Genomic DNA, 24,284 nt, shown 5'->3' with positions numbered 1-24,284 from the left:
TTGTGGAACGAGGGAGCAGGAACGTGGTGGATATCGTCGACAAAGCCCTACGGATGGGCGAAGGTCACCAGATCAAGAAGCTTGAGGCTGTGGCCAAGGCCGTCAACGCATTGGAGGACGAGATATCTTCGCTCACCGATGACGAGCTGAAGGAGCAGACAGGAAAGTTCCGGCAGCGCTTGGAGAACGGCGAGAAGCTCGACGCGCTCATGCCTGAGGCGTTCGCCACCGTGCGTGAGGTCTCGAAGAGGACCCTCGGTCAGCGTCACTTCGATGTGCAGCTTATGGGCGGTGCGGCTCTGCATTGGGGCAACATCGCGGAAATGAAAACTGGTGAGGGGAAGACCCTTGTCGCCACGTTGCCGAGCTATTTGAACGCGCTTGAGGGCAAAGGCGTCCACGTCATCACCGTCAATGACTATCTCGCCAGTTATCAGAGCGAATTGATGGGGCGTATCTTCCGCTTCCTCGGAATGAGCGTCGGGTGCATCATCACCGATCAGAAGCCCGCCGAGAGGGAAAAGCAGTATCAGGCCGATATAACCTACGGAACCAACAACGAATTCGGTTTCGACTACCTGCGCGATAATATGGCGTGGAACAAAAACGATCTTGTACAGCGAGGGCACCACTTCGCCATCGTCGACGAGGTGGACTCGATTCTTATTGACGAGGCCCGTACTCCGTTGATCATATCGGGGCCGTCCGAAGGCGATGTGACACGGTGGTACAGGCAGTTCGCACGTCTGGTCCCCAAGCTTACGCGAGATGAGGACTATGAGGTCGATGAAAAGAAGAAAACCGTCGGAATACTCGATCCCGGAATCACCAAGGTTGAGGATTTCCTCGGAATCGACAATCTGTATGAGCCCAACAACACCGCTCTTATCGGTTATCTGAACAACGCCATCAAGGCCAAGGAGCTGTTCCTTCGTGACCGCGACTACGTCGTGACCAAGGGCGAGGTCCTTATCGTGGACGAGCATACTGGTCGAATTCTTCCCGGACGGCGCTACAACGAAGGACTCCATCAGGCCATCGAGGCGAAGGAGGGCGTTGAGGTCAAGGCTGAGAACCAGACCTTCGCCACCATCACTCTTCAGAACTATTTCCGCATGTACGACAAGCTCTCGGGAATGACGGGCACCGCGGAGACTGAGGCCGCGGAGTTCATGGGCACCTACAAGCTCGGTGTTCTTCCCATTCCGACGAACAAGCCCATGATTCGTGAGGACAAGGACGATCTCATCTTCCGGACCAAGAAGGAGAAGCTCACCGCCATCATCAAGGATGTGGCGAAGCGTCACGCCTCCGGACAACCGGTTCTTCTCGGCACGGCGAGCGTTGAGAGCTCCGAGGTCGTATCGTCCCTTCTTGATGTGGCGGGCATACCCCATCAGGTGCTCAATGCCAAGCACCACGCGCAGGAGGCGTCCGTGGTCGCCGTCGCGGGTCGGAAGAACGCGGTGACGGTCGCCACCAACATGGCCGGTCGTGGAACCGATATCATGCTCGGTGGCAATGTCGAGTTCCTTGCGGACCAGAAGCTCAAGGCGGAGGGGTACTCGCCGGAGGACACACCTGAGGAATATGAGAAGAGGTGGCCTGGGACTTTGGCCGAGGCCAAGGCGCAGGTGAAGGACGAGCACGAGGAGGTCGTCGCACTCGGCGGCTTGTACGTGCTTGGAACCGAGAGACATGAGTCTCGGCGTATCGACAACCAGCTTCGCGGCCGCTCCGGGCGTCAGGGGGATCCTGGCGAATCGAGGTTCTATCTCAGCCTCGAGGACGATCTGATGCGGTTGTTCAACACCCAGCTCGTCGCGCGCGTGATGGCGAAGGGACTTCCCGAGGGGGAGCCCATCGAGTCCAAGAGCGTGTCCAGAGGAGTCCGGAACGCCCAGAAGGCGGTTGAGTCGAGGAACTTCGAGATCCGTAAGAACGTTCTGAAATACGACGATGTAATGAACAAGCAGCGCAAGGTCATCTACGCCGAACGTCAGGCCGTTCTCAAAGGCGCGGACATCCACGACGATGTCATGCGTTTCATCGACGAGACCGTGGCCAGCTATATCCGGGGCGCGATGAGGGGATCGGACAAGCCTGATCGTTGGGATTGGAAGGGTCTTTTCACCGCGTTGAAGTCCGTGTTCCCGGTCAGCGTGGATCCCGTCGCGACGCAGGACGCCGTGGTGTTGCTTAAGCGCGCGAAGGCCGAATCCGAGCTCAAACGCATCATCGTCGACGATGCCAAGAGACAGTACGAGGAGATGGAGGAGAAGGTCCCCGAGGAGGGCATGCGCCAGCTGGAGCGCCGTGTTGTGCTTGCGGTGCTGGATCGCAAATGGCGCGAGCATCTGTACGAGATGGATTATCTCAAGGATGGCATCGGCCTGCGCGGCATGGGCCAGCGCGACCCGCTTGTCGAGTATCAGCGCGAGGGCTACCAGATGTACAACTCCATGGTGGAGGCCATCAAGGAGGAGAGCGTCCAGCTTCTGTTCCACATCGACATCGAGCAGGTCGTCAGCTCGGAGGACACCGAAACCGAAACCGACGAGGATGCAGCGGTCGGACAGGCCGAGATCAACATGGGCCTGTCCGTTCCACAGGATGCCGAAACCACCGAGGACGCCGCGGCGGACGATGACGGCGCGGAGGAGTCCGAATCCGATGGTGTGGAGGATGCCGCGGACACGGATAACGGTGACCATCTGGCTGGACTGGCTGGCCCGCAGCCTCTCAGCCACGCCGACGCGGAGGTTCCCCTCTCGAAGCGGCCGAAGAGCGAGGAGCTTCGCTCCCCGTGGTCCGATGGACGGACTTTCCCCGGCACCTCGAAGAACGCGCCCTGCCCGTGCGGATCGGGACGCAAATACAAGATGTGCCACGGACAGAATGAGAAATGACGGCCTGGCCATGATGATTGGCTGAGGTCCGGCGGGGCTCGGATGGCGTTGCGACTTTGGTCGTCGTCCGAGCCCTTCGTCATATCCCTGCTGCGGCCGTACGCCCTAATCCCGTCGAACCTGCGCGAGAGGGCATCCATTATGGACACGAAGACGTAGACACGGCGGAGGAACACTACAATTCGCTGTGTGGACATGATTGTTGTCCGCGTACTCAACATCGCCTCATCGCGCACTAAGGAGGAAACATGGCGGAGATCACATGGAAGTCGATTCTCACCAGACTCATCGCTGGAAACCATCTCAGCGCGGAGGAGTCCGAGTGGTTTGTGAACGACCTCATGGAGGGGGATGCGAATCCTGCCGCCGTCGGCGCGGTGCTGGCCACGCAGCAGCAGCTGGGCCTGACAAGCGCCGAGGTATATGGGGCGGCGCAGGCCATGGTGTCTCATGCCGTTCCTTTGGAGGTCTCCGGTGAGACGACGGATATCGTCGGCACCGGTGGGGATGGCGCCGCGACCGTGAATCTGTCGACGATGGCATCCGTCGTCGCGGCATCGACCGGCGTCAGGATCGTCAAACACGGGAACAGGGCCGCCTCCAGCAAATGTGGCGCGGCCGACTGTCTTGAGGCGCTTGGCCTTCCTCTGGATCTGACTCCGGGGCGGGTCGGGGAAATCGGCGAGGAGGTGGGGATCACTTTCGCCTTTGCGAAGACGTTCCATCCCGCCATGCGCTTTGTGGGACCCGTTCGTTCCGCGCTGGGCATTCCCTGCGTCTTCAACGTTCTTGGACCGCTCACGAATCCCGCGAATCCACAGCATGTCGCCATCGGCTGCGCCGATCGGCGGTTGAGTCCCATTATGGCCGAGGTGTACGCGAAGCGCGGCCAGACGGGAATGGTCTACACATCCTCCGAGGGGTTGGATGAGATGGCTCCGACGGGTCCTGTCTCCGTATGGGAAATCCGTGACGGGAAGATTTCCGAGACCGAGTTCGATCCCGCCGAGGAGCTGGGACTGGAACGGGTTACCGTGGAGGACCTCCGCGGGGGGGAGCCGGCCTACAACGCCTCTCGGATGAGGGCTTTCCTTGCGGGCGAGGACGTTCCGTTCCGTTCGACAGCTTTGCTTAACGCAGCCTCGGCGATTGTGGCCGATGGGCGTGAGTTGTCGGATCCAGAAGCCTCGCTGTCGGATCGGTTCTCTCAGGCCTACGCGCTTGCCGAGGAGGCTGTCGATTCCTCGCGCGCGGCCAGACTTCTTGACCGGTGGCTCGCCGCTGCCCGCAGATGACGAATCACGTGGTGGCTGTCGAAGTGGCGGCTGCTCGTCGTGGTCCCGGTTCCTCATCGAACCGGGGCCACGACTATGTGGGACTCCATATCCTCGAATCCGTGCGATTCACGGATTCATGCGATTCACGTTCAGATTCCAACGGCGGACAATGGAGATGTTCGACTATACCCGTGCCCCATCGTCTCCATCACGGCGGCCCGGAGCGTGCGGCCTGCGGGTGTTGATCAGTCCCACCCCACCGATTACGGCACTCACGCCGGCGACCAACACCAGAGTGTTCGTCAGCCCCGAGACCACCGTGGATGCAATGATCGCCAGTATTCCCGCCACAAACAGGACAGCAAAGACGGCGATTGACGCCCGTGGCCGTTCATGATGGGGATCCGGTGGGACAAACTCGTCGTCAGGTGAGGACAAAACGCTCGAGTGTGTGAAATCCCGCGGACCGGATGAGGGAACGTCGTCGGTGAACGCCCCATTGGCAAGGTCGTCGACTGAGAGAAGGGCCTTCTTGCGCTGGCGCTTGATATGACGCTCGAAGCGTTTGGCGCTGCGTGACGAGGCGACGTCCTGAAGCTCCTGCGCATGCTCCTTCTCGAACTCACGCCACATGTCCTCGGACGAGGATCCGGAGTCGTCCGGTTGCGGGCGAGGGACATTGCTATTGTTGGTGTCAGTCATAATCCCCACTGTAATGGTGCGGGATGTCAAAATGAGAAGAAGGCAGGGAGGACATTCGGTGCTCTATTGGTTTTTCGTTCGTCTTCTGGGACCAGTGGCCCGACGTCGGGTGCATCCCACCGCGCAAGGTCTGAACAACATCCCCTCGACTGGCGGTGGCATCGTTGCCGCGAACCATCTTGCGGTCATCGATGACGCGCTGCTGCCGCTCACCTGTCCCCGGATGATTCATTTCATGGGGAAGGCCGAGTATTTCGAAGGAAAGGGGCTCAAGGGCCGGTTCATCGCATGGTGGTTCACCTCGGTTGGCGTGTTTCCCGTGGACCGATCAGGTGGATCCAAATCTCTAGGCGCCCTCCGTCATGCCAGGACGATCATCGAGGACGGGCATCTCTTCGGAATACACATCGAGGGCACGCGCAGCCCGGATGGCCGGCTGTATCGCGGGCATACCGGTGTGGCGCGGCTGGCCTTCGAAACCGGATGCCCGATCATACCCACGGCGATAATCGGCAGCCGAGAGATACAGAAGCCAGGACAGACCATTCCCTCCAAAGGCCGCACCACGGTGATCTATGGCCGTCCCATCCAGGTGGGACGTCGTGACCCGGGGGATGTCACCCACGAGGAGCTGCGGTCACTCACCGACCGTATTATCGCCGAGATAGCGCGTATGGGCGGACAGGAGTATGTGGACGAATACGCCCAAGTGGTGAAGAAGAGGATGGCGGCATCACGCGGTGTCACACAACCGTCAAAGTGATGGATGTCGCGACACCTTTCTCGCTACGTAGCCGGCTCTGTGTCCCCGGGCTGATCGATTGAAGGCGTACCGTGTGCGTCAGATCGCCGAGTGGGGCGCTCACGGTGATGCGAAGGCCTAGTGCCGTCAGCACGGATTTCGCCTTCGTCGTCGACATTCCCCGCACGTCGGGAATGGTGACCATCTCAGGCCCTTTGGACACGACGACGGACACCGTGTCGCCCCAGTAAAGTTCCTTGCCGGCGGCGTACTCGGCCGATATGACCACGCCCTTCTTGACCGTGTCGCTGTATTCCTCGGTGTATGTGGCGGTGAGCTTGGCGTCGTCGAACGAGGACTGCGCCTCGCTTTTTGTTTTCCCGACGATGTCCGGCATGCTCACGGGCATGGGTCCTTTGGAGAGAACGACTGTGATGGGAGTCGAATGATTGGCCGTCGTCCCCGGGTCAAGGCTGATCGATATCACCGAGCCTTTCGGAACCGACAATGACCATGAGTCACTGTCATCATTATGGGCGATATTCGTGAATCCGGCTTTTTGCAAAGCCGCGATGGGGTTCTTTCCATGGGTGGTGTCTGTGTCGAGGATATCGTTGGGGACGGTGGCCTTTCTCACGCCTTTGGACACGACAACGGACACTGTGTCGTTCGTTCGTCTGCCTACATGGGATCCCACGGTTGACGGCGATGTCGAGATGATCTTTCCGGTCGCCACGTCGTCGCTGTAGCTTGTTGTGACCGAATAGGGTATTCCCACCACAGTGAGAGACCTCTGATAGTTCTTCCACGATACGTTCGTAATGACGCACGCGGTGTCCGAGGAACACGACAAACCCGCCGGTTTGGGAAGAGTCCAGTAGCTTCCTGGACCGCGCATGTACCACCAGACCCCGGTCCCCGCCGCAGCCGCAAGGACCAGCGCGCTGAGGATCAGAGTGATGATCACGGCACGTCGGTGCGCGTGCGGACGGACCGATTCGTCCCCCGCAAGAGGCATGGTCGCCATCGCATCGCCAGGGAACCCCGTGCGTCCGGCCTCAGCGTCGTCATACTGCGACACCTGCGTGTCCTGCGACGCGAATGGCGTCCTCGCCGCGTCCACGTCCGTCTCGTTCGTTCCGCCTGTCTGGTCCGGCTGGTTAGTCCGTAGTCCTGTCAAATCCGTGGGAGCCACTGGATTTGCGAGGCTTCTTTCATCCATCTTCTCGGATTCATGCGTCACATCGGACCGACCTGTCACATCGAATGGTGCCGCTGCGGGAGACAAACGGTAATCCCATGCCGCCGCGGGAAGGCCTCGGACCAGATCCCTGACGATTGAGAACGCCTCCACGGCATCACGTGGACGTTGGCTGGGATCTCTGGCCGTAAGCCGCCTGATGAACGCCACGATGGCCGGATCGATGCCGGGGCAGACCTGATCGACGGGAGGAACGTCGTCATGGACATGACGGAAGACGAGGGTGACGGGGTTGTCCGACACGAAGGGAAGCCGTCCGGCGAGCATCTCCCAGGCCATCATTCCCACGGAGTACAGATCTCCCTGCGGTGTGGAGATGTTCTTTTCAATCAATTCCGGGGCGAGATAGGATGCGGTTCCCAGAAGCATGCCGGTGGAGGAGAGCGTCGCCTGGGACGCGGCCTTGGCGAGCCCGAAATCAGTAATCTGCACACGCCCTCTGTCGTTGATCAGAATGTTCTCGGGCTTGATGTCACGGTGGACGAGCCCGGCGGCATGAGCAGCGGCGAGGCCGTCCAACGTTTCCGCGAGGATGCGGAATGTCGAGCGCACGTCGAATGTCGAGCGGCGTGACATCTCGTCGCGGAGGTTGACCCCGTGGACGTATTCCATGACGAGGTACTCACGTTGGGAGTACTCGCCGGTGTCGTAGACCTGCACGATATGGGGGTTGGCGATCGCGGCCGCGGATCGGGCCTCGCGGTGGAATCGTTCCACGAACTGCTCGCGGTGTGGCCCATTCGCCAATTGGGTGTGCATCACTTTGATCGCGACGTTCCTGTCGAGCCTTCCGTCGATGGCGAGGAAGACGGTCGCCATGCCACCCGCGGCTATGCGGCGGGTGATGCGATAGCGGCCGTCGATGACGGTTCCCTCGACCTGTGTGGTGGAATCACCCATGGTGTCCTGCCGGCCCCCCGTTGTATGGATGTTCTGGTGACATCAGTTTAGTGGCTCCGCGTCTCCCTTGCGGGCATGGCCCATCATCGGCACGAATTCCATGCACGACGTCCTCAGAAGGTCGTTTGACGTGTCGTCGAGCCGACATGAGTCGATGGCCATCACTGCTTGCGACCACAAATGGGCTATGCGTTGGCGCGACTTCTCAAGAGCTCCGGAGGATTCGAAAATTCCCGCCGCGGTCCGAACGTCCTCATCCGTCCGCTCGCGCTTCTCGAAGATGGATATGAGGGTTTGCCTGTCGGATGGCCGCGCGGAGTCGATGGCGTCCGCAAGAAGAACGGTTCTTTTCCCCTCCCTGATATCGCCGCCGACTGGTTTGCCGGTGGAGGACGGCGAACCCACGACATCAAGAAGGTCATCCTCAAGCTGGAACGCCACGCCAAGGGGTTCGCCGATTGCATGAGCCGCCTTCACGCAGTCGGCGGGCTCCCAGGAACCGGAAGCCAGGAATCCCAGCTCCAACGGGGCGATCGTGGTGTAGCTCGCGGTTTTCCATCGAAAGACGTTCAATGATGCGCCCACGAGCTCGCGTGGTTCGGACAGTGGGGTGAGCTCGACGCCAAGATCCATGACTTGTCCAACCCCGACGTCCCGCTGCATGGTGAGGAAAGACGAGACCACAAGACCCGCATTGCATAGGGAGGAGGAGGCTGTGGCGGCGGCGTCGATGCTGCACGTGGCGAGAACGTCTCCCAGCATAAGTCCCAGGCCACGGCCTATCCGCGCGCTGTGGACGCGGTTTCCCAGAGCCCTGTGCGCACTGGGCTGGCCGCGTCGAAGGTCGGAGTCGTCGATGATGTCGTCGTGGACGAGCGCCGCGGTCTGGAATATCTCGATCGCGCACGCGAGGTCAAGCATGGCGTCCATATGCTCGCCGTGGAGGCATAGATACGAGGCAAGGGCGAGACGGGCTCTCAGCCTTTTGCCTCCGACGGTGGATGACTGCGCCTGGGACACGACATCGGCCAGCACGCGGGAGCACACGTCATCGGCCGTCGAACGGCTCACGGGCGGCGCATAGCGGTCGATGAGGTCGAGAGAGCGCCTCTCTATGGAGGATCGATCGGGGATGCAGCTCATGCCTTGAGATTAGCCACACCGTTCTACGTCGTTGTGGCCGGTGCGTTTGACCACACTTCCGGGTGCCTTCCTTCGGCTGAAGCCATATCGGCGAGAGTGGGGATTGCGTTCGACACGATGGCGCATGAACCTGGAGGTGGGGGAGCTCGAATGAAGGATTGCATCCAAACGAAATGGACGGACGATGACGGCGCGGATGGCTGCGACACCGAGAATGCGCGCGGACGCATGCGTGGTCGCGTGGATGACCTGCGTGCCTCATGTCGGGAGAATGGTTTGGCGGCGACCATCGACGACGTCTTGGCCCACCCGCTTGAAAGGTGGGTCGATGCTATTTCGAAAGGTATCCCGCTGTCCCAAGGCGATGTGGAGATACTGCTCGTCGGTGTGAATGAGTTCATGTCGTTCAGAGACAGTCTTATCGTGTCTGTGGTCTGCATGGTCGATGAGGTCGATTCCCTTCTCGCGATGGCGGCCCATCCACATGATTCCGCCAGCGTGTCAAAAATGTCGGAGCATCTTTCACGGGCTTTCGAGGATCCCGAGTCACGGCCCGATGAGGAGCGGTGCGTCCGTGCCATAAGCATCCTCGAGCGCATGGCGGCGATGGCTGAATCCAGTCAATCTGCGCAACCCCATGCCGTGATCGCGTATGTAATGTGGTGGATGGGGCGGGATGGAGCCCGGCGCAGGGCTGAGTCCGCGCATGATGCCGATTCCTCGTGCTCGTTGGCGTCGATTGTGATGTCCGCTCTTGACAGAGGCGTTTTCCCGGCGTGGGTGGGCGCGTCGAAAAGATGTGATGTTTCATTCCCAGAGGAATAGGGGAATTTAGTCCTCCGTCGGTGGTTAACTCCAATGGTTGACGATTTGCCCTTGCCTAAGCTATGCCCGAATGGGCGGCGGGGGCATGACGTGGGAGGAAAGAGCTTGGCCACCAAGGAATCAGCGACGACGCAGGAACATGTCGATCAGGCGCAGAAGGCCGGAGACGAGACTGCCGTGAAGGGTCGTGGAACGGCCGCGCGCTCTCGAACGACGAAGCCGAAGAAGACATCGGCCGCATCCGCGACGAAGGCGAAGTCCGGAGCCAAAAGCCCTTCGTCCACGACGAAAGCACAATCCTCGAAGCGCGGCGTGTCGGGAAAAACCTCGGGAAAGGGGAAGAGCCGCACATCCGGGACGAATTCGGTGGATGAGGTGGATGCCACGACTTTGGACGACGAGGACGTGGACATCTCGGTGGAGGACGAGGAATTCGATATTGATGATTCGGACGTCGACGAGGCGGATTCGGATTCCGACGGAGACTCCGATGATGCCGAGAACTCTGAGGACTCTGATGATTCGGAGCCTGACCATGAGGGCGACGACAGCGAGGATGAGGACACGGAGCAAGCAGATGGGTCGGAGAAGACCGTGTCCCATGATTCTCCAGCCAAGGGTTCCTTCACTGTTCGGGATGATGAGGATGACGAGCCCCGCGTGAAGCCAGGCAATCCCCGACGCAGAGTGGTGTCCGCCGGAGCCACGGCCGATCCGGTCAAGGATTATCTCAAGCAGATAGGCAGAGTCAGTCTTCTCAACGCCGAGCAGGAGGTGGACCTGTCCGAGCGCATCGAGGCCGGTCTGTACGCCCAGCACCTGCTTGACACCGACTCCCAGTCCATGACGTTCCAACGCCGCAGGGAGCTTCAATGGGCCGCGGCGGATGGCAAGAAGGCGAAGGACCATCTTCTTGAGGCGAATCTGAGGCTTGTCGTCTCCTTGGCCAAACGCTACACCGGACGAGGGATGCTGTTCCTGGATCTGATTCAGGAGGGTAACCTCGGTCTGATTCGTGCGGTTGAGAAGTTTGATTGGAAGAAGGGATTCAAATTCTCGACCTATGCGACCTGGTGGATTCGGCAGGCCATCACCCGTGCCATGGCCGATCAGGCTCGTACGATACGCGTGCCAGTCCATATGGTCGAGGTCATCAACAAGCTCTCCAGAGTCCAGCGTCAGATGCTTCAGGATTTGGGAAGAGAGCCCACTCCTGATGAGATCGCACGTGAGCTGGACATGCCGGTGGAGAAGGTTCAGGAGGTCCAGAAGTACGGACGTGAGCCCATATCCCTGCACACGCCGTTGGGAGAGGATGGGGACTCCGAATTCGGCGACCTGATCGAGGACACGGATGCCATCGCGCCGTCTGACGCCGTCGCGTTCTCCCTGTTGCAGGAGCAGTTTAAGCAGGTTCTTGAGACGCTGTCCCCGCGCGAGGCGGGCGTCATCAAAATGCGTTACGGCTTGGAGGACGGTCAGCCCAAAACGCTCGACGATATCGGACGCGTCTATGGGGTGACCCGTGAGCGCATCCGCCAGATTGAGTCCAAGACGATGTCGAAGCTCAGGCATCCTTCAAGATCCCAGACTCTGCGCGACTTCCTTGATCAATGAGAATGCTTTCTCCGGAGCACGGAGGGAGGTAACAGGGATCCCTGTGGGAGACGAGGATATTTCACGGTCACGGTCGGAGGACATGAATGGCTAAAGTGTACAGTGCCAAGGATCTGTCGGTGCTCGAGGGTCTTGACGCAGTTCGCAAGCGTCCGGGAATGTACATCGGAACAACCGATAGCCAAGGGTTGATGCACTGTCTGTGGGAGATTCTCGACAACGCCGTGGACGAGGCCCTTGCCGGGGCCTGCACACGCATAGTCGTCACGCTTCATGGCGATGGGTCCGTTGAAGTGGCCGACAACGGCCGAGGGATACCAGTGGACGTCGAGCCGAAAACGGGGTTGACGGGCGTTGAGGTGGTTCTTACCAAGCTCCACGCCGGAGCGAAGTTCGGCAACTCCGCATACACGGCCGCGGGAGGACTGCACGGTGTCGGCTCCTCCGTGGTGAATGCTCTGAGCTCGCGTCTGGACGTCGAGGTGGACAGGGATGGTGTTACCCATCACATGGCGTTCCACCAAGGACACCCCGGAACCTATGAGGATGGGGATTCCTCGGAGCCATCCCCGGAATCGCCATTCCATCGGACCAGGAAGAACAGGCCGACGCCTTTGGATATTCTGGGCAAGGTTGGCCGAAAAACGACCGGGACCCGCATCAGATACTGGGCCGATCCCGAGATTTTCAACGACACCGCCCGTTTCAGTTACGACCAGTTGATCGACAGGGTCCGCCAGACCACTTTTTTGGTTCCCGGATTGACGATCGTTGTCGTCGACGAGACCATTCCGGCGACGGGCGACGACTCGATAGACGAGATGAGCGAGGTGGACACACCGTCGGATCCTGCCGGCGATGCCGTGGTGCCTGAGGACGATGAACGCGATGACGGTGGCGAGCGGGCAGACGGTGACGACGAGACCATCGTCGACACGGGGATTCCCGATCATCGACGTGTGGAGACGTTCCAGCATACCGGCGGGGTTCGGGACTTCGTCGACTTCCTGTCCTCGGGCGAGCCCGTCAGCGACATCTGGCATATCAGCGGGAACGACACTTACCGCGAGGAGACGCAATCGGTGGGAGCGAATGGGGAGCTCACCGCTCAGGAGGTCACGCGAGAGTGCGGTGTCGACATCGCCCTGCGTTGGACGAATGGATATGACACCACCATCCGCAGCTTCGTCAACGTCGTCGAGACTCCCGGCGGTGGCATGCATGTGGATGGCTTCCTTCAGGCGATGGCCCGCCAGGTTCGCAAGGCGGTCGAAACCAACGCCCGTCGTCTCAAGGTCAATCTCAAGGATTCGTCGATCCGGGTCGAGCGTGATGACATCCTCGCTGGTCTGGTGGCCGTTGTCACCGTGAGGATAGCCGAGCCGCAGTTCCAGGGACAGACCAAGGACGTCCTCGGAACCGCGCCCGTCAGACCGATCGTCGCGTCGATCACCGACAAGCAGTTCGGTGAGATGATTTTCGGCTCGCGTCGCGGATACAAGGATCAGTCGGCGCGTGTGCTCGACAAGATCGTGGGGGAGATGCACGCCCGAATTCAGGCGCGGCGGACCAAGGAGGTCACAAGGCGCAAGAACGCCCTCGAATCCGCCTCGATGCCATCGAAGCTGTCGGACTGTCAACCCGGGAACGACGATATCGCCGAACTGTTCATCGTCGAGGGCGACTCCGCATTGGGAACAGCAAAGGCCGCGCGGAACTCCCAGTTCCAGGCGCTTCTCCCCATCAGAGGAAAGATCCTCAACGTGCAGAAGGCGAGCGTCTCCCAGATGCTGTCGAACAAGGAGTGCTCTGCGATCATCCAAGTGGTGGGAGCCGGTTCCGGAGCGGGCTTCGACATCGGGCAGGCACGGTACCACAAGATCATCATGATGACGGACGCCGACGTGGATGGTGCCCATATACGCATTCTTCTGCTCACGCTGTTCTACCGGTATATGCGGGGTCTGATCGAGGATGGCCGTGTCTACGCCGCCGTGCCGCCGCTTCATCGCATAGCCCTGTCCGGGAAGCGCAAAGGAGAGTACCTCTACACCTATTCCGACGATGAACTCGCAGGTCGGATCGCGGACCTGCGAGCCCGTCACATCGATTTCAACGACGACATCCAGCGGTACAAGGGACTCGGCGAGATGGATGCCGATCAGTTGGCGGACACGACGATGGATCCGCGCACCCGAATGCTGCGCAGAATCCGTATGGAGGACGCACGTCAGGCGAGCTCCGTCTTCGACCTGCTTATGGGGGACAACGTTCCTCCTCGAAAGCAGTTCATCATCGATAATGCGGATGATTTCGACAGGTCCAACATCGACACCTGATGCCTGGTCGGCCGATGGTGTCTGATCGGCCGGTGGTGTGCTTTAGCCGGCCACCTGCACATTAATCGTCGTGGTGCTCATGGCAGGTTTGTCCGAGTTTCCGAGACAGAGTCAGCGGATCGAGAAGCCTGTCGAGCTCGGATGCCGGAAGATCCGTCAACTCGGCCGCCACGTCGCGCACAGGCCGTCCCGACTCGGTTGATTCCTGCGCGATTTTCAGTGAACCCTCATATCCAATGACCGGGTTCAAAGCCGTTGCCAGGGCTGGCGACGCCAAAGCGTGTCTCCGCCCTCCCTCGATGTTCACGGTGATGCCATCGACGCACAGGGTGCGGAACATGCGCATCGCGTTCGCCAGCAGCCGAATCTGCGTGAGAATCGAATGCATGATGACGGGTTCGAAGGGGTTGAGCTGAAGCTGTCCCGATCCCGCGGCCGCACACACGGTCGCATCGAGGCCCATCACCGTAAAGCAGCATTGGTCGACGCTTTCAGGGACGACCGGATTGATCTTTCCCGGCATGATGCTGCTTCCGGCCTGACGGGGTGGGACGTCGATGTCGTTCAGACCGGCCCTCGGACCGGAGTTGAGGAGGCGGAGATCGTCCGCGGCCTTCTTAAGATGCAGGGACAGGTTGCGCAGCGATGCTGAAACGGAGACGAAATCGGACATATCGCTCACCGCAGCCACGGGATCCCAAGCAGCGGTGACGGGAAGACCGCTGATGCTGCGCAACGTCCGCGTCGCCAAGTCCCGGAAACGGACATCCGCGCAGATGCCTGTTCCCACCGCGGTGGCTCCCAGATTGACGACGCACAGGGGCGTCACCATGGATCCGAGTGCCCGCGCGTCCGATTTGAGGAAACTTGCGAAGGCATGGAATTCCTGTCCGAAGGTCATGGGCACGGCATCCTGCAGCTGTGTGCGGCCCATCGTGACATCGTTGATGTGCCGGTCTGCGAGATCGTGGAACGACAGGGCCAGCTCGGTCGTCTCCGTGGTGAGCGGGGAGAGCGCTCTGACGATGGCGAGGCGGCATGCCGCGGGATACGTGTCATTTGTGGATTGCGACATATTGACGTCGTCGTTGGGGTGGATCAGGTCGTATTCGCCGCGCTCGTGGCCGGAAAGCTCCAGCGCCCTGTTCGCGATGACCTCGTTGACGTTCATGTTCGTCGACGTTCCCGCTCCGCCTTGGAGAACATCAATGGGGAACTGGTCCTGGAGCTCTCCATGTTCCAGTTCCCGACAGGCCGCGATGATCGCCTTGGCGGTTCCGGCGTCAAGAAGGCCCAGATCGGCGTTCGCGCTCGCGCAGGCGTGCTTCACCAGAGCGTACGAGGCGATGAGTTCGGGATGGTCGGAGACGTGGGCGGAGCCGAGCGGGAAGTTGGACATCGCACGATGGGTGTGGATTCCCCAGTAGACGTCCGCAGGTACTCTCGCGGATCCCAGACAGTCGTGTTCGAGTCGTGTGGCGGATGGGACATCCTCGGGGAATGTGCCGTCGCCAGAGGAGGGATGGCTTTCCAGATGGGTGACTCCGGTTTGATGCGCCGTGGTTCGTGTTTCCATACCGTATGCTGATTTCCCTGTCACAATGCCTCCATCAAGGGATCGGTCCATGGGCGTGGCGCGGGAATCGTTTCGAATCTCCCTCTCTCCACATCAGGGCATGCTAGTCCATGTTTGTGCTGGCATTGAAACGCTGGTGTCGACGCGTGGCGTCAGTCAACGATCGCAATGGGCGACGACAGCTCGGTCCCGGATGCGTCACGCCGCATCACGGGCTTGGGAAGTTCGACCACCGACCCCGATGATGTCGCCGCGCGACGGGGGTATGGCCCGACGGACGCGAGGATGATCGCGTTCTGTCCCTTCAGGAAACGCTGCACCCGCACTCCGCGTGTGGCCCGTCCTTTGGTTGGATACATCTGTAGCGGAGTAATTTTGCAGGAGCCGGATTCGGTTCCCGGCAATGCGTCCGCGTCCCCCGCGACGGTGAGGACCACCGCGCCCGATGCGCTGGACAGCCCCTCGTCGTTCTCGTCATAGTTCCACGAGACGTCGTTGGGACTGACAACGGCGAATGCGGCGACGTGGGCTCCCTCGGATAGGGTGATTCCGGCCATTCCCGCCGCCGTCCGGCCTTGGGGACGGACAAGGGACGACGGATACGTGAGCAGCAGGGCGTCCGATGTGATGAACACCAGCTGGTCGTCGTCGTTCGCTGTGGCCGCGCCGATGACCTCGTCATCCTCCTTGAGGTCGATGACGGCCCACGAGTCCATCGTCGTGGGCGATTCCCCGTTCCAGCGTTTGATCACGCCGTGCCGTGTGGCCAGCGCCAAAGGCGTGGGATTCTCGTCCAGAGGAACCGCCGCCACAACGGTTTCGCCAGCGTTTTCCGATGTGTCGGATGCCGTGGACATGAGTCCGTGCGAGCTCACTCCGGTGGAGCAGTCCGGAGAGGCCGAATTCGTCGATGGCAGATCCGCCACATGGGCGACGACAAGCCGTCCTGCGGATGTGATCAGCGCGAACCGGGATCGTGTGCTTGTGGCGATCAGGCTGATGACCTGATTTGAGGGGGCGATCGTGGGAACGCTCTGATGGGATGGTTCGAAAGACAACCAGGATTCCGGGCCGGTCACGACCCTGCCGTCTGCGCCAAGCATGACCGCGCAGGGACTGTCCTCCAATTGCATTGCGGCGGCGTCGGGGGTTTTCCCTCCTCTGCCAGTGAGGGGTTGCACGGCCGTGTCCACCGTTACGGCCTCGGCGGCCGCCTCCATTCCACTCGGGGAGGGGGAGGATGGATCCGCCAATGATGGAGGTGCGGCGGTGTATCCACCGTCGGAATCTTGGTCGAGGATGAGCGTGCGTCGGGGAGTGCCCCATGTGTGCGCGGCCTGGTCCATCTCATCGAGAACCACGCCATCCAGCCGCTCCTCGGATTTGAGGATCGCCGTTAGCTCGTCGATTCTGGAGCGCAGGTCGTCCCGCTCGGACTCCAGTTCGATGCGGCTCATCCGGGTCAGTCGACGCAGACGCAGATCGAGGATGTACGATGCCTGGGCCTCGTCGAGGTCGAAAACCGACATCAGACGTGTGCGCGCCGACTCGGCGTCCTCCGAGGTGCGTATGACCTGTATGACCTCATCGATGTCGACCATGGCGAGAAGAAGACCCTCCACCAGGTGGAGTCTTTCCTGCGCCTTATCAAGGCGGAAGGCGCTGCGCCGCTTGACCACCGTCCGCCGATGCCCGATCCACACCTGAAGCATCTCACGCAGTCCAAGCGTGTGTGGCCTGCCGTTCACCAGCGCAACGTTGTTGATGGTGAACCCATCCTCGAGCGGTGTGTGACGGTACAGCTGGGCCAGAACCGCCTTGGGGTCGAATCCCGTTTTGATCTCGATGACCAGACGGGTTCCGTTGTGTCTGTCAGTCAGGTCGATGGCGCCGGAGATGCCCTCGAGCTTATGGTTCCGCACACCCTCGGATATCCGCTCCAGCACCCGTTCCGGACCCACGAGGAAGGGAAGCTCGGTTACGACTATCGCCTTTTTACGCGCGGTGATGTTCTCGACGTGCGTGACCGCGCGGGTCGAGAAGGCACCCCGACCGGTTTCATAGGCCTGCCGTATGCCGTCGCGGCCCACGATGACCCCGCCTGATGGCCAGTCCGGTCCGGGGACGTATCTCATAAGGTCCTCAAGGCTGGCATCCGGGTGCCGCATGAGATGTCTGGCGGCTCCGATCACTTCGATGAGGTTGTGGGTTGGCATGTTCGTCGCCATGCCGACGGCTATGCCGGAGGCGCCGTTGACGAGAAGATTCGGGATCGCTGCGGGCAGGACGCTGGGCTCCTGCAGCTTGTTGTCGTAATTGGGGGTGAAGTCGACGGTGTTCTCGGCGATGTCGGAGTTCATGCCAAGCGCTGCGGGTGCGAGACGGGCTTCGGTGTATCGGGATGCGGCCGGACCGTCGTCGAGGGAGCCGAAGTTTCCGTGTCCGTCCACCAGCGGCAATCGCATGGCGAAGGGCTGGGCGAGCCTGACCATCGCCTCGTAGATCGCGGAATCGCCATGTGGATGGAGTTTGCCCATGACTTCTCCGACCACACGGGCGGATTTCATGTACGGACGGTCGGGGGCGAGGTTCATCTGGCCCATCTGATAGATGATGCGTCGTTGGACGGGCTTGAGGCCGTCGCGGGCGTCGGGAAGAGCTCTGGCGTAGATCACGGAGTACGCGTATTCGAGGAACGATCTGCTCATCTCCTCGTTAAGCGGCGTCTCCACGATGCGTTCCTTCACGGACCGCGGGTCGAAGGACGGGTGCCGTGATGTGCGGCGTGATGCCATTGCTGCGAACCCCCTGATGGACGTGACAATCCGATTCATGATACTCCACGGGCTGATATACGGCGGTTTTCTCACGCCGGTGATTGAATGGGGGCCATGAGTGTGTCGACGCCGGATGAGGACGTGTTGCTGTCGATGGCGCCTGATGCGCCGCGGAAGAATAGCGACCAGGGGAGTGCCCGCCGGTTGTCGGCGGTTCTTCCCGCGCTGTCCAGCGCCATAGGACATCCGGTGGCCACCGCAGTGCATGGCGATCCGCGCAGGTTGCAGAGCGAGCTGGGCTTTCCCGATGCCCGCAGCGTCATCGTCGCTCTGGTCGATGGACTGGGCTTTTGGAATCTCACGGCACGTATCGGCCATGCGCGTTATCTGCGCTCGCTGATGGACGATTCGGCGAATCAGCGTCCGATCGCGACATGCGTGCCGAGCACGACCGTCGCGGCCATGGCCGTGTTCGGCACCGGAACATGTCCCGGACTGACGGGGATGACGGGGTACACGCAGAAGAACACCCGAAATGGCAGGCTATGTCAGCTCATCCAGTTCCGCGATGCTCCGGATCCGCACGATCTTCAGCGGGTGTCGACAGTGTTCGAGGGGCTTGTGGGGCAGGGAGTAAGAACCACCAGTTGCGGCATGCCGCGTTTTGAGAACTCCGCGTTGACGCGTGCGGCGTTGCGTGGCGCGGACTACCGGTGCGGGTCGACTCCGCGCGATCGTATGCGCGATGCCGCCGCAAGCGCCCGCACGCCCGGATTGACATACGTGTATCTCCGCGATGTCGACAAGGCCGGACATGCATACGGATGGCAGTCGGGGGAATGGGCGGATGCGGTCGAGCGCGTGGATTCCCAGTTGGGATATCTTCGGCGGTGTGCTCCAGCTGGAACCCTGATCGTCGTTGTGGCGGACCACGGCATGGTGTCGGCGCGCGAGGCGGATCGTGTGGACATCGCCATGAACCCGGCTTTGCGCGAGGGGGTGGCCATGGTCGGCGGCGAGCCCCGTGCGCCCATGCTTTATCTGGCCGATGGCGTGGAGCCATCCGACGTGCTGGCGCGATGGCGTGGTGAGCTTGGGGATTCCGTGGTTATGATGACCCGAGACGAGGCGATCTCCGCGGGAACATACGGGTCGGTGGATAATCGCGTCGTGCCCATGCTCGGCGATGTGCTTGTCTGGGCGTGCGGACATACGACGATCGTCGACTCGCGGGAGCAGACGGATCTGGCCACAAGGCTTCCGGGGGTCCACGGGTCACGCACGACTATTGAATCGGACATACCGTGTCTGATCGACGTGGTCCCCGAGAGGGCCATCTGAGAGGATCCGGGGCTTTTGGCGGCCTTTTTGGCGGTGTGATGCCGATTTCTTGGAGTCCGGGCCCTCGTTTGCGGTGGGCGTATGCGGTCAGTCGCCGAAAAGGATCTCGTCCCAGCTGGGTACCGCAGAGCGTCCTGAATGCTTTCTGGCGCCCTTGGACTGCTGTGTGGATGGTGTCTCCGGGGAGTCCACGGAGGATGACCGATCGGCGGCTGGCGAGTTTTGACCCTGTCCGTCCTCATCGGAGGCATGGCCGCTGGTGAGCGCCGTTTTCCCGACGTTCGTCGAAGACGCGGAGCGCTCACGTGCCGGACGCTCATCGTCGGCGTCGGACACGCTCGCGAGATTGTCGGCTAGGGATCCACGCGACGATGGCGATGAGGCCTCCGCGACGACGGCCACCGGATCCAGGGAGGACGCTCTGCGTGTCGTGTGGTCGGTTCTGGGGTGCCGTGACGCCTGGATCCGTAGTGGCTCCTCGGCTGCCGACGGTTGTCCGTCGGCGGCCGCGCCGGTCCCCTTCCGGGTTCTGCTCTTGTCGGCCGCGCCTTCCCCGTCTGTGCCGGGTTCCGGCAGCGCCCACGATGACACGGCCCTTTCGATGCGGGCGGATTGTATGGCGCGCCCGGGAATGGCCTCGCGGCGATTCCGCGGCTTGCGATTCGTAGGCGCGGGGAAGGGGGTTGCTTGGGAATCGGCGCGGGGGTCCGTGGATGCCTCCGAATCGTCTTGGGGCGGATACAGGCCGAGAAGCCGCCGTGCGCTCTCATTCATGCATGACACGGAGTTGTCATGCATATCCCATGACCATTCGGGCTTGATCGCCCCCGATGACGTGGTGAACCGAGCCGAGATCCTCCACGGTTCGAGGCCTCGGCGGGTGGCGCTCCAGGACGCGCCCTCCATGCCTGTTCCCATGGCTACGAGGCTGCTTTCGATCATTTCTCCCAAGGAATGCGCAGGGACGTCCTTGGGAGCGGAGACGCTGAGAAACTGTTCGATGGCGTACTGTTTCTCCGTCTCCACCGCGGTCGAGAAACGCCGCACAAGCGTTTCGCTGAGATTGTAATGCTCAGCCACTTTGGTGGGGTTGGCTCCAGCGCGTATAAGCGATTGAATTTGCGAGATGGGAACACGCGGGGCGGCGGGGGACGGCTTGTTCCGCGAGTCCGCGATGATTTGCCGAGCCTCGAGAATCGCCTTGTTTAGGGTGTCGTCGACCGTCACGGCGAAGGTGGCCTCACCCGTGGTGAAGATAAGCTCCCCCTCCGGCCCCACATGGTCGAAACGAGCCGCGACTGGCGAATTATCAGGCATGCGCTCATCACTTTCCTCGGAGTTGTCGGCTCTCCGATAACGCCGTCAGTTAAACCGAAACTATCTCCATTGTGCCCCTATCTCTTGCATTTTAGGGTCATTTCGCGCGACACCCCGCCGAAACAGGGGATGGTTCATGTATTCTATGGCGCAGCGCGTGTCTTTCATCTGGAAAGGAGTGGGTATGGCTCAGGACTACGATTCGCCCCGCAACAAGGACGACGACGACTCGTTGGAGGAGCTCGGCAAGGGGAGCAGGCCGTCCGCGGCCGATCTTGAGGAGGATGACGATGAGAACAATATGGCGAGTTCCTTCGACACCTATCCGGGTCCCGATGTCAGTAGCGAGGACTCGTCGATAACCGTCACGCCAACCCAGAGCGACGAGTTCCTCTGCTACAGCTGCTTTCTGATCAAGCACCGCAGCCAGCTGGCTCGAACCGACGCCAATGGTCATGACTATTGCAAGGAGTGTGTCGGCGGTGACGGTGGATACGTCCTATAACGAACCGGAGAGTACCGAAGTCCTTCTGACCGTGGTGGGAAACGGCGAAGGGCTGGATCTCCCGTCGTACGTGCACCCTGGCGATGCCGGGGCGGACCTGCGCACGACGCGCGATGTCACGCTTGCGCCGTTCCAGCGCGATCTTGTTCCAACCGGAATAGCGATTGCGCTGCCTGCGGGATATGTCGGCCTTGTGCATCCCAGATCTGGTCTTGCCATACGCGACGGCGTGACCGTCCTCAACGCGCCGGGAACCATCGATGCCGGATATCGGGGTGAGATCAAGGTCCCTTTGATTAATCTCGATTCCGATTCGACCGTGGTCCTCCATCGTGGCGATCGAATAGCACAGCTTGTGATTCAGCGGTATGTCGAAGCCTCTTTCGTCCGTGCGGAGAGGCTGCCCGGGTCGGAACGCGGGACGGGTGGTTTCGGATCTTCCGGAGTATGAGCATCCGGGTGTGAGCGTATCGCCGGAGTTGTGACGCGCGCATGAGATTCCGTTGTGTATGGGATGGTGCGGAATCGGATGGTTCGGAACATAGGTAGGATGGGTTGTCAGGTCGAGGGAGGTGGATGGTGGCTGAAGCGAGTGGCGAGGTTCGTCCGGCCCGGATGCTGGGCTGTGAAATCAGCGATGACGTGCTTGATCCGCTGCGTCCCATCGTCCAGACCTGTGCCGTTCACTATCCCGACGAGGACCTTGACATTCTCGAGCGCGCGTACAGACGTGCTCTGAAGCAGCATTCCACACAATGGAGGAAGTCGGGGGAGCCGTACATCATCCATCCTCTGGCCGTGTCCCAGATTCTCGCCGATTTGGGCATGGGGCCATTGGTCATCGCGGCGGGGCTTCTTCACGACACCGTAGAGGACACCGACTACACGCTTGAGGAGTGTAGGGAGGAGTTCGGGCCCACGGTGACCGGCCTTGTCGACGGAGTCACCAAGATCTCGAAGATGGATTACGGCGATTCGGCCCCGGCGGAGACGATTCGCAAGATGGTCGTGGCGATGAGCCGCGATGTGAGGGTTCTGGTCGTCAAGCTCGCCGATCGTGTGCACAACGCCCGCACCTGGCGCTACGTCAAGACGTCAAGCGCCCAGCGCAAGGCCAGAGAGACGTTGGACGTGTACGCCCCGTTGGCGAATCGTCTGGGCATGAACGCCATCAAGACGGAGCTCGAGGAGCTGAGCTTCAAAACCCTTTATCCCAAGATCTACAACGAGATCGTGGTTCTGGTCGCGCGAAGGGCCGGTCAGCGGGATGTCTATCTCGAGCAGATCATCGACGAGATCGAAGGGGACCTCAAGGACCAGCACATCAGGGCCACCGTCGGAGGCAGACCCAAGGATTATTTTTCGATATACCAGAAGATGGTCGTGCGGGGGCACGATTTCTCGAACATCTATGATCTGGTCGGCGTGCGCATCATCGTTGATTCGATCCCCGACTGCTATGCCGCTTTGGGCGCGGTGCACGCGCGGTGGAATCCCGTTCCGGGGCGCTTCAAGGACTACATCGCCATGCCCAAGCTCAACATGTACCAGAGCCTGCACACCACGGTGGTGGGACCTGGAGGGAGGCCCGTCGAGATTCAGATCCGTACGTGGGATATGCATCGGCGCGCGGAGTTCGGCATCGCCGCCCACTGGAAGTACAAGGAGAACGGGCAGGCAGGTCGTGCCCTGAGCTCTCCCGACAGCGTGGACAGACAGCGTGAGTCCGAGAACGTCCAGGAGCTGAGCGAGGCCGACAACCTCAAATGGATACAGCAGCTCGCCGATTGGACGAGTGAGACCCCGGATTCGGACGAGTTCCTGGGATCCCTCAAGGAGGATCTGGGCGGGTCCGAACTGTATGTGTTCACTCCGAAAGGGGCGATCGTCTCCCTGCCGGCGAAGGCCACTCCCGTCGATTTCGCCTATGCGGTCCACACGGAGGTGGGGCACCGCACGATGGGAGCGAGGGTCAACGGCCGTCTGGTTCCGCTTGACACAACCCTTGAGAACGGCGACACGGTCGAAATACTGACGTCGAAGTCCGACACAGCCGGGCCGTCACGCGACTGGCTGTCCTTCGTCAAAAGTCCGAAGGCCCGCAACAAGATACGCCAATGGTTCAGCAAGGAGCGGCGGTCGGAGGCCATCGAGGAGGGCAAGGACGAGCTCACCCGCGCCATGCGCAAGAGGAACCTTCCCACAACTGTCCTCATGACGAACGAGGCCATGATCGGCGTTGCCGAGGAGTTGAACTTCGCAGGTCCCGACGCCGTTTTCGCGGCCATCGGAGATGGGCAGATATCGACGCAGAACGTGATCTCGCATCTGGTCAAGGACGCGGGGTCGGACGAGGTCGCCGAGGAGGTGGAACAGGAGGCGCTGCCGCTGCGTCAGCGCTCGCGGAGCAAGACAACGAGCTCCCTTGGCGTGTCCGTCAAAGGGGTGGGGGATGTGTGGGTCAAGCTCGCGCGATGCTGCACCCCCGTTCCGGGCGACGACATCATCGGTTTCATCACCAGAAACGATGGAGTCTCCGTGCATCGGGCGGACTGCCAGAACATGCTCGATCTTGAGAAACATCAGCCGGAGCGTGTCATTGACGTGCAGTGGACGAGCACCAAGGGCCTGTTCATGGTGAAGATCCAGGTGGAGGCGCTTGACCGGCCACACCTGTTGTCGGATGTCACGCGGGTGCTGTCCGATCATGGCGTGAACATCATCTCGGGGTCCATCTCGACGGGCTCCGACCGCGTGGCGACGAGCCAGTTCTCCTTCGAGATGGCCGATCCGCAGCATCTGACGACGGTGCTGGCGGCGGTGCGCAAAATCGACGGCGTCTTCGACGTCTATAGGATCACGGGTGCGAAGGATTCCGCGCAGCCGCGCCTGCGCCGAATGCGCGACGGGGGTCGCGCCTGAGCGTGGCCCCCATCGGAGGATCCCCGATGTGGCAGGATCTGCAATCTAGTCGGCGTTCCGTGCGACGGTTAGTCACACAAGCGGATTATTCGCCAAACCAAGCAGTGGCCTGCCTTCCCGGAGTTTTCCAC

At 61.1% G+C, this 24,284-nt stretch carries 16 protein-coding genes; 10 read left to right on the top strand and 6 right to left on the bottom strand.

Going from position 1 to position 24,284, the window contains the following annotated elements; genetic code table 11:
* Positions 1-23 precede the first annotated feature (23 nt).
* Entirely contained in the window at positions 24-2,909 is a 2,886-nt protein-coding gene (gene secA, locus Q1X90_RS07025) for a preprotein translocase subunit SecA (RefSeq protein ID WP_300768467.1), read from the top strand.
* Positions 2,910-3,157: 248 nt separating this feature from the next.
* A complete protein-coding gene (gene trpD, locus Q1X90_RS07020; RefSeq protein WP_300768465.1) occupies positions 3,158-4,204 on the top strand; it encodes an anthranilate phosphoribosyltransferase in 1,047 nt (348 codons plus the stop codon).
* 165 nt (positions 4,205-4,369) lie between these two features.
* Here trpD and Q1X90_RS07015 read toward each other — a convergent pair whose 3' ends face one another.
* Positions 4,370-4,888: a hypothetical protein gene (locus tag Q1X90_RS07015; RefSeq protein ID WP_300768464.1), complete on the bottom strand. Its 519-nt coding sequence runs from the start codon at positions 4,886-4,888 to the stop codon at positions 4,370-4,372.
* 58 nt (positions 4,889-4,946) lie between these two features.
* Here Q1X90_RS07015 and Q1X90_RS07010 point away from each other — a divergent pair, with 58 nt between their 5' ends.
* Positions 4,947-5,651: a 1-acyl-sn-glycerol-3-phosphate acyltransferase gene (locus Q1X90_RS07010; RefSeq protein ID WP_300768506.1), complete on the top strand. Its 705-nt coding sequence runs from the start codon at positions 4,947-4,949 to the stop codon at positions 5,649-5,651.
* Here the strand turns inward: Q1X90_RS07010 and Q1X90_RS07005 are convergent.
* Both Q1X90_RS07005 and Q1X90_RS07000 read right to left on the bottom strand, forming a co-directional pair.
* A complete protein-coding gene (locus Q1X90_RS07005) occupies positions 5,632-7,791 on the bottom strand; it encodes a PASTA domain-containing protein (RefSeq protein ID WP_300768462.1) in 2,160 nt (719 codons plus the stop codon). The two genes, Q1X90_RS07010 and Q1X90_RS07005, sit on opposite strands and share 20 nt — an antisense overlap.
* 42 nt (positions 7,792-7,833) lie before the next feature.
* Positions 7,834-8,934, bottom strand: a complete 1,101-nt coding sequence (locus tag Q1X90_RS07000) for a polyprenyl synthetase family protein (protein WP_300768460.1) — start codon at positions 8,932-8,934, stop codon at positions 7,834-7,836.
* Between the two features lie 150 nt (positions 8,935-9,084).
* On the opposite strand from Q1X90_RS07000, the gene Q1X90_RS06995 reads away from it, so the two are divergent.
* The 3 genes from Q1X90_RS06995 to Q1X90_RS06985 all read left to right on the top strand — a co-directional run bounded on the left by Q1X90_RS06995 (position 9,085) and on the right by Q1X90_RS06985 (position 13,715).
* The gene (locus Q1X90_RS06995) at positions 9,085-9,759 is read left to right on the top strand and encodes a hypothetical protein (RefSeq protein WP_300768458.1); all 675 of its coding nucleotides are present in this window, start codon (positions 9,085-9,087) and stop codon (positions 9,757-9,759) included.
* A gap of 105 nt (positions 9,760-9,864) precedes the next feature.
* Positions 9,865-11,376 carry an RNA polymerase sigma factor gene (locus tag Q1X90_RS06990; RefSeq protein WP_300768503.1) on the top strand — a complete coding sequence of 504 codons (1,512 nt, stop codon included), beginning with the start codon at positions 9,865-9,867 and terminating at the stop codon, positions 11,374-11,376.
* A gap of 86 nt (positions 11,377-11,462) precedes the next feature.
* Positions 11,463-13,715 carry a DNA topoisomerase IV subunit B gene (locus Q1X90_RS06985; protein WP_300768454.1) on the top strand — a complete coding sequence of 751 codons (2,253 nt, stop codon included), beginning with the start codon at positions 11,463-11,465 and terminating at the stop codon, positions 13,713-13,715.
* Between the two features lie 61 nt (positions 13,716-13,776).
* Here the strand turns inward: Q1X90_RS06985 and Q1X90_RS06980 are convergent, their stop codons facing one another.
* Both Q1X90_RS06980 and Q1X90_RS06975 read right to left on the bottom strand, forming a co-directional pair.
* Entirely contained in the window at positions 13,777-15,315 is a 1,539-nt protein-coding gene (locus Q1X90_RS06980; protein WP_300768452.1) for an aspartate ammonia-lyase, read from the bottom strand.
* Positions 15,316-15,443: 128 nt separating this feature from the next.
* Positions 15,444-18,086 carry a DNA topoisomerase IV subunit A gene (locus tag Q1X90_RS06975; RefSeq protein ID WP_300768500.1) on the bottom strand — a complete coding sequence of 881 codons (2,643 nt, stop codon included), beginning with the start codon at positions 18,084-18,086 and terminating at the stop codon, positions 15,444-15,446.
* Positions 18,087-18,182: 96 nt separating this feature from the next.
* Here Q1X90_RS06975 and Q1X90_RS06970 point away from each other — a divergent pair, with 96 nt between their 5' ends.
* Positions 18,183-19,409, top strand: a complete 1,227-nt coding sequence (locus Q1X90_RS06970; protein WP_300768450.1) for an alkaline phosphatase family protein — start codon at positions 18,183-18,185, stop codon at positions 19,407-19,409.
* An 87-nt stretch (positions 19,410-19,496) separates the two neighbouring features.
* Here Q1X90_RS06970 and sepH read toward each other — a convergent pair whose 3' ends face one another.
* Positions 19,497-20,726: a septation protein SepH gene (gene sepH / locus Q1X90_RS06965; protein WP_300768448.1), complete on the bottom strand. Its 1,230-nt coding sequence runs from the start codon at positions 20,724-20,726 to the stop codon at positions 19,497-19,499.
* A 184-nt stretch (positions 20,727-20,910) separates the two neighbouring features.
* On the opposite strand from sepH, the gene Q1X90_RS06960 reads away from it, so the two are divergent.
* From Q1X90_RS06960 to Q1X90_RS06950, 3 genes are all read left to right on the top strand, one after another.
* A complete protein-coding gene (locus Q1X90_RS06960) occupies positions 20,911-21,231 on the top strand; it encodes a DUF4193 family protein (protein ID WP_300768445.1) in 321 nt (106 codons plus the stop codon).
* Positions 21,209-21,682, top strand: coding sequence for a dUTP diphosphatase (dut, locus tag Q1X90_RS06955; RefSeq protein WP_300768498.1), 474 nt, complete (start codon positions 21,209-21,211; stop codon positions 21,680-21,682). Before Q1X90_RS06960 ends, dut begins: the two co-directional genes overlap by 23 nt.
* Positions 21,683-21,807: 125 nt before the next feature.
* Positions 21,808-24,153, top strand: a complete 2,346-nt coding sequence (locus Q1X90_RS06950) for a bifunctional (p)ppGpp synthetase/guanosine-3',5'-bis(diphosphate) 3'-pyrophosphohydrolase (RefSeq protein ID WP_300768443.1) — start codon at positions 21,808-21,810, stop codon at positions 24,151-24,153.
* Positions 24,154-24,284 lie beyond the last annotated feature (131 nt).

The sequence above is a fragment of the uncultured Bifidobacterium sp. genome (genome assembly GCF_949292005.1).
In the GTDB taxonomy this organism is placed as follows: domain Bacteria; phylum Actinomycetota; class Actinomycetes; order Actinomycetales; family Bifidobacteriaceae; genus Bifidobacterium.
The sequence above is the reverse complement of the archived record's forward strand: the minus strand, read 5'-3'. Positions and strand labels throughout refer to the sequence as shown.

Bases quoted from the DNA above. Each gene is read 5' to 3' on its own strand.
- trpD (WP_300768465.1), top strand. From the start codon at position 3,158: ATGGCGGAGATCACATGGAAGTCGATTCTCACCAGACTCATCGCTGGA.
- Q1X90_RS07015 (WP_300768464.1), bottom strand. From the start codon at position 4,888: ATGACTGACACCAACAATAGCAATGTCCCTCGCCCGCAACCGGACGAC.
- Q1X90_RS07005 (WP_300768462.1), bottom strand. From the start codon at position 7,791: ATGGGTGATTCCACCACACAGGTCGAGGGAACCGTCATCGACGGCCGC.
- Q1X90_RS07000 (WP_300768460.1), bottom strand. From the start codon at position 8,934: ATGAGCTGCATCCCCGATCGATCCTCCATAGAGAGGCGCTCTCTCGAC.
- Q1X90_RS06995 (WP_300768458.1), top strand. From the start codon at position 9,085: ATGAAGGATTGCATCCAAACGAAATGGACGGACGATGACGGCGCGGAT.
- Q1X90_RS06985 (WP_300768454.1), top strand. From the start codon at position 11,463: ATGGCTAAAGTGTACAGTGCCAAGGATCTGTCGGTGCTCGAGGGTCTT.
- Q1X90_RS06975 (WP_300768500.1), bottom strand. From the start codon at position 18,086: ATGGCATCACGCCGCACATCACGGCACCCGTCCTTCGACCCGCGGTCC.
- Q1X90_RS06970 (WP_300768450.1), top strand. From the start codon at position 18,183: ATGAGTGTGTCGACGCCGGATGAGGACGTGTTGCTGTCGATGGCGCCT.
- sepH (WP_300768448.1), bottom strand. From the start codon at position 20,726: ATGCCTGATAATTCGCCAGTCGCGGCTCGTTTCGACCATGTGGGGCCG.
- Q1X90_RS06960 (WP_300768445.1), top strand. From the start codon at position 20,911: ATGGCTCAGGACTACGATTCGCCCCGCAACAAGGACGACGACGACTCG.
- Q1X90_RS06950 (WP_300768443.1), top strand. From the start codon at position 21,808: ATGGTGGCTGAAGCGAGTGGCGAGGTTCGTCCGGCCCGGATGCTGGGC.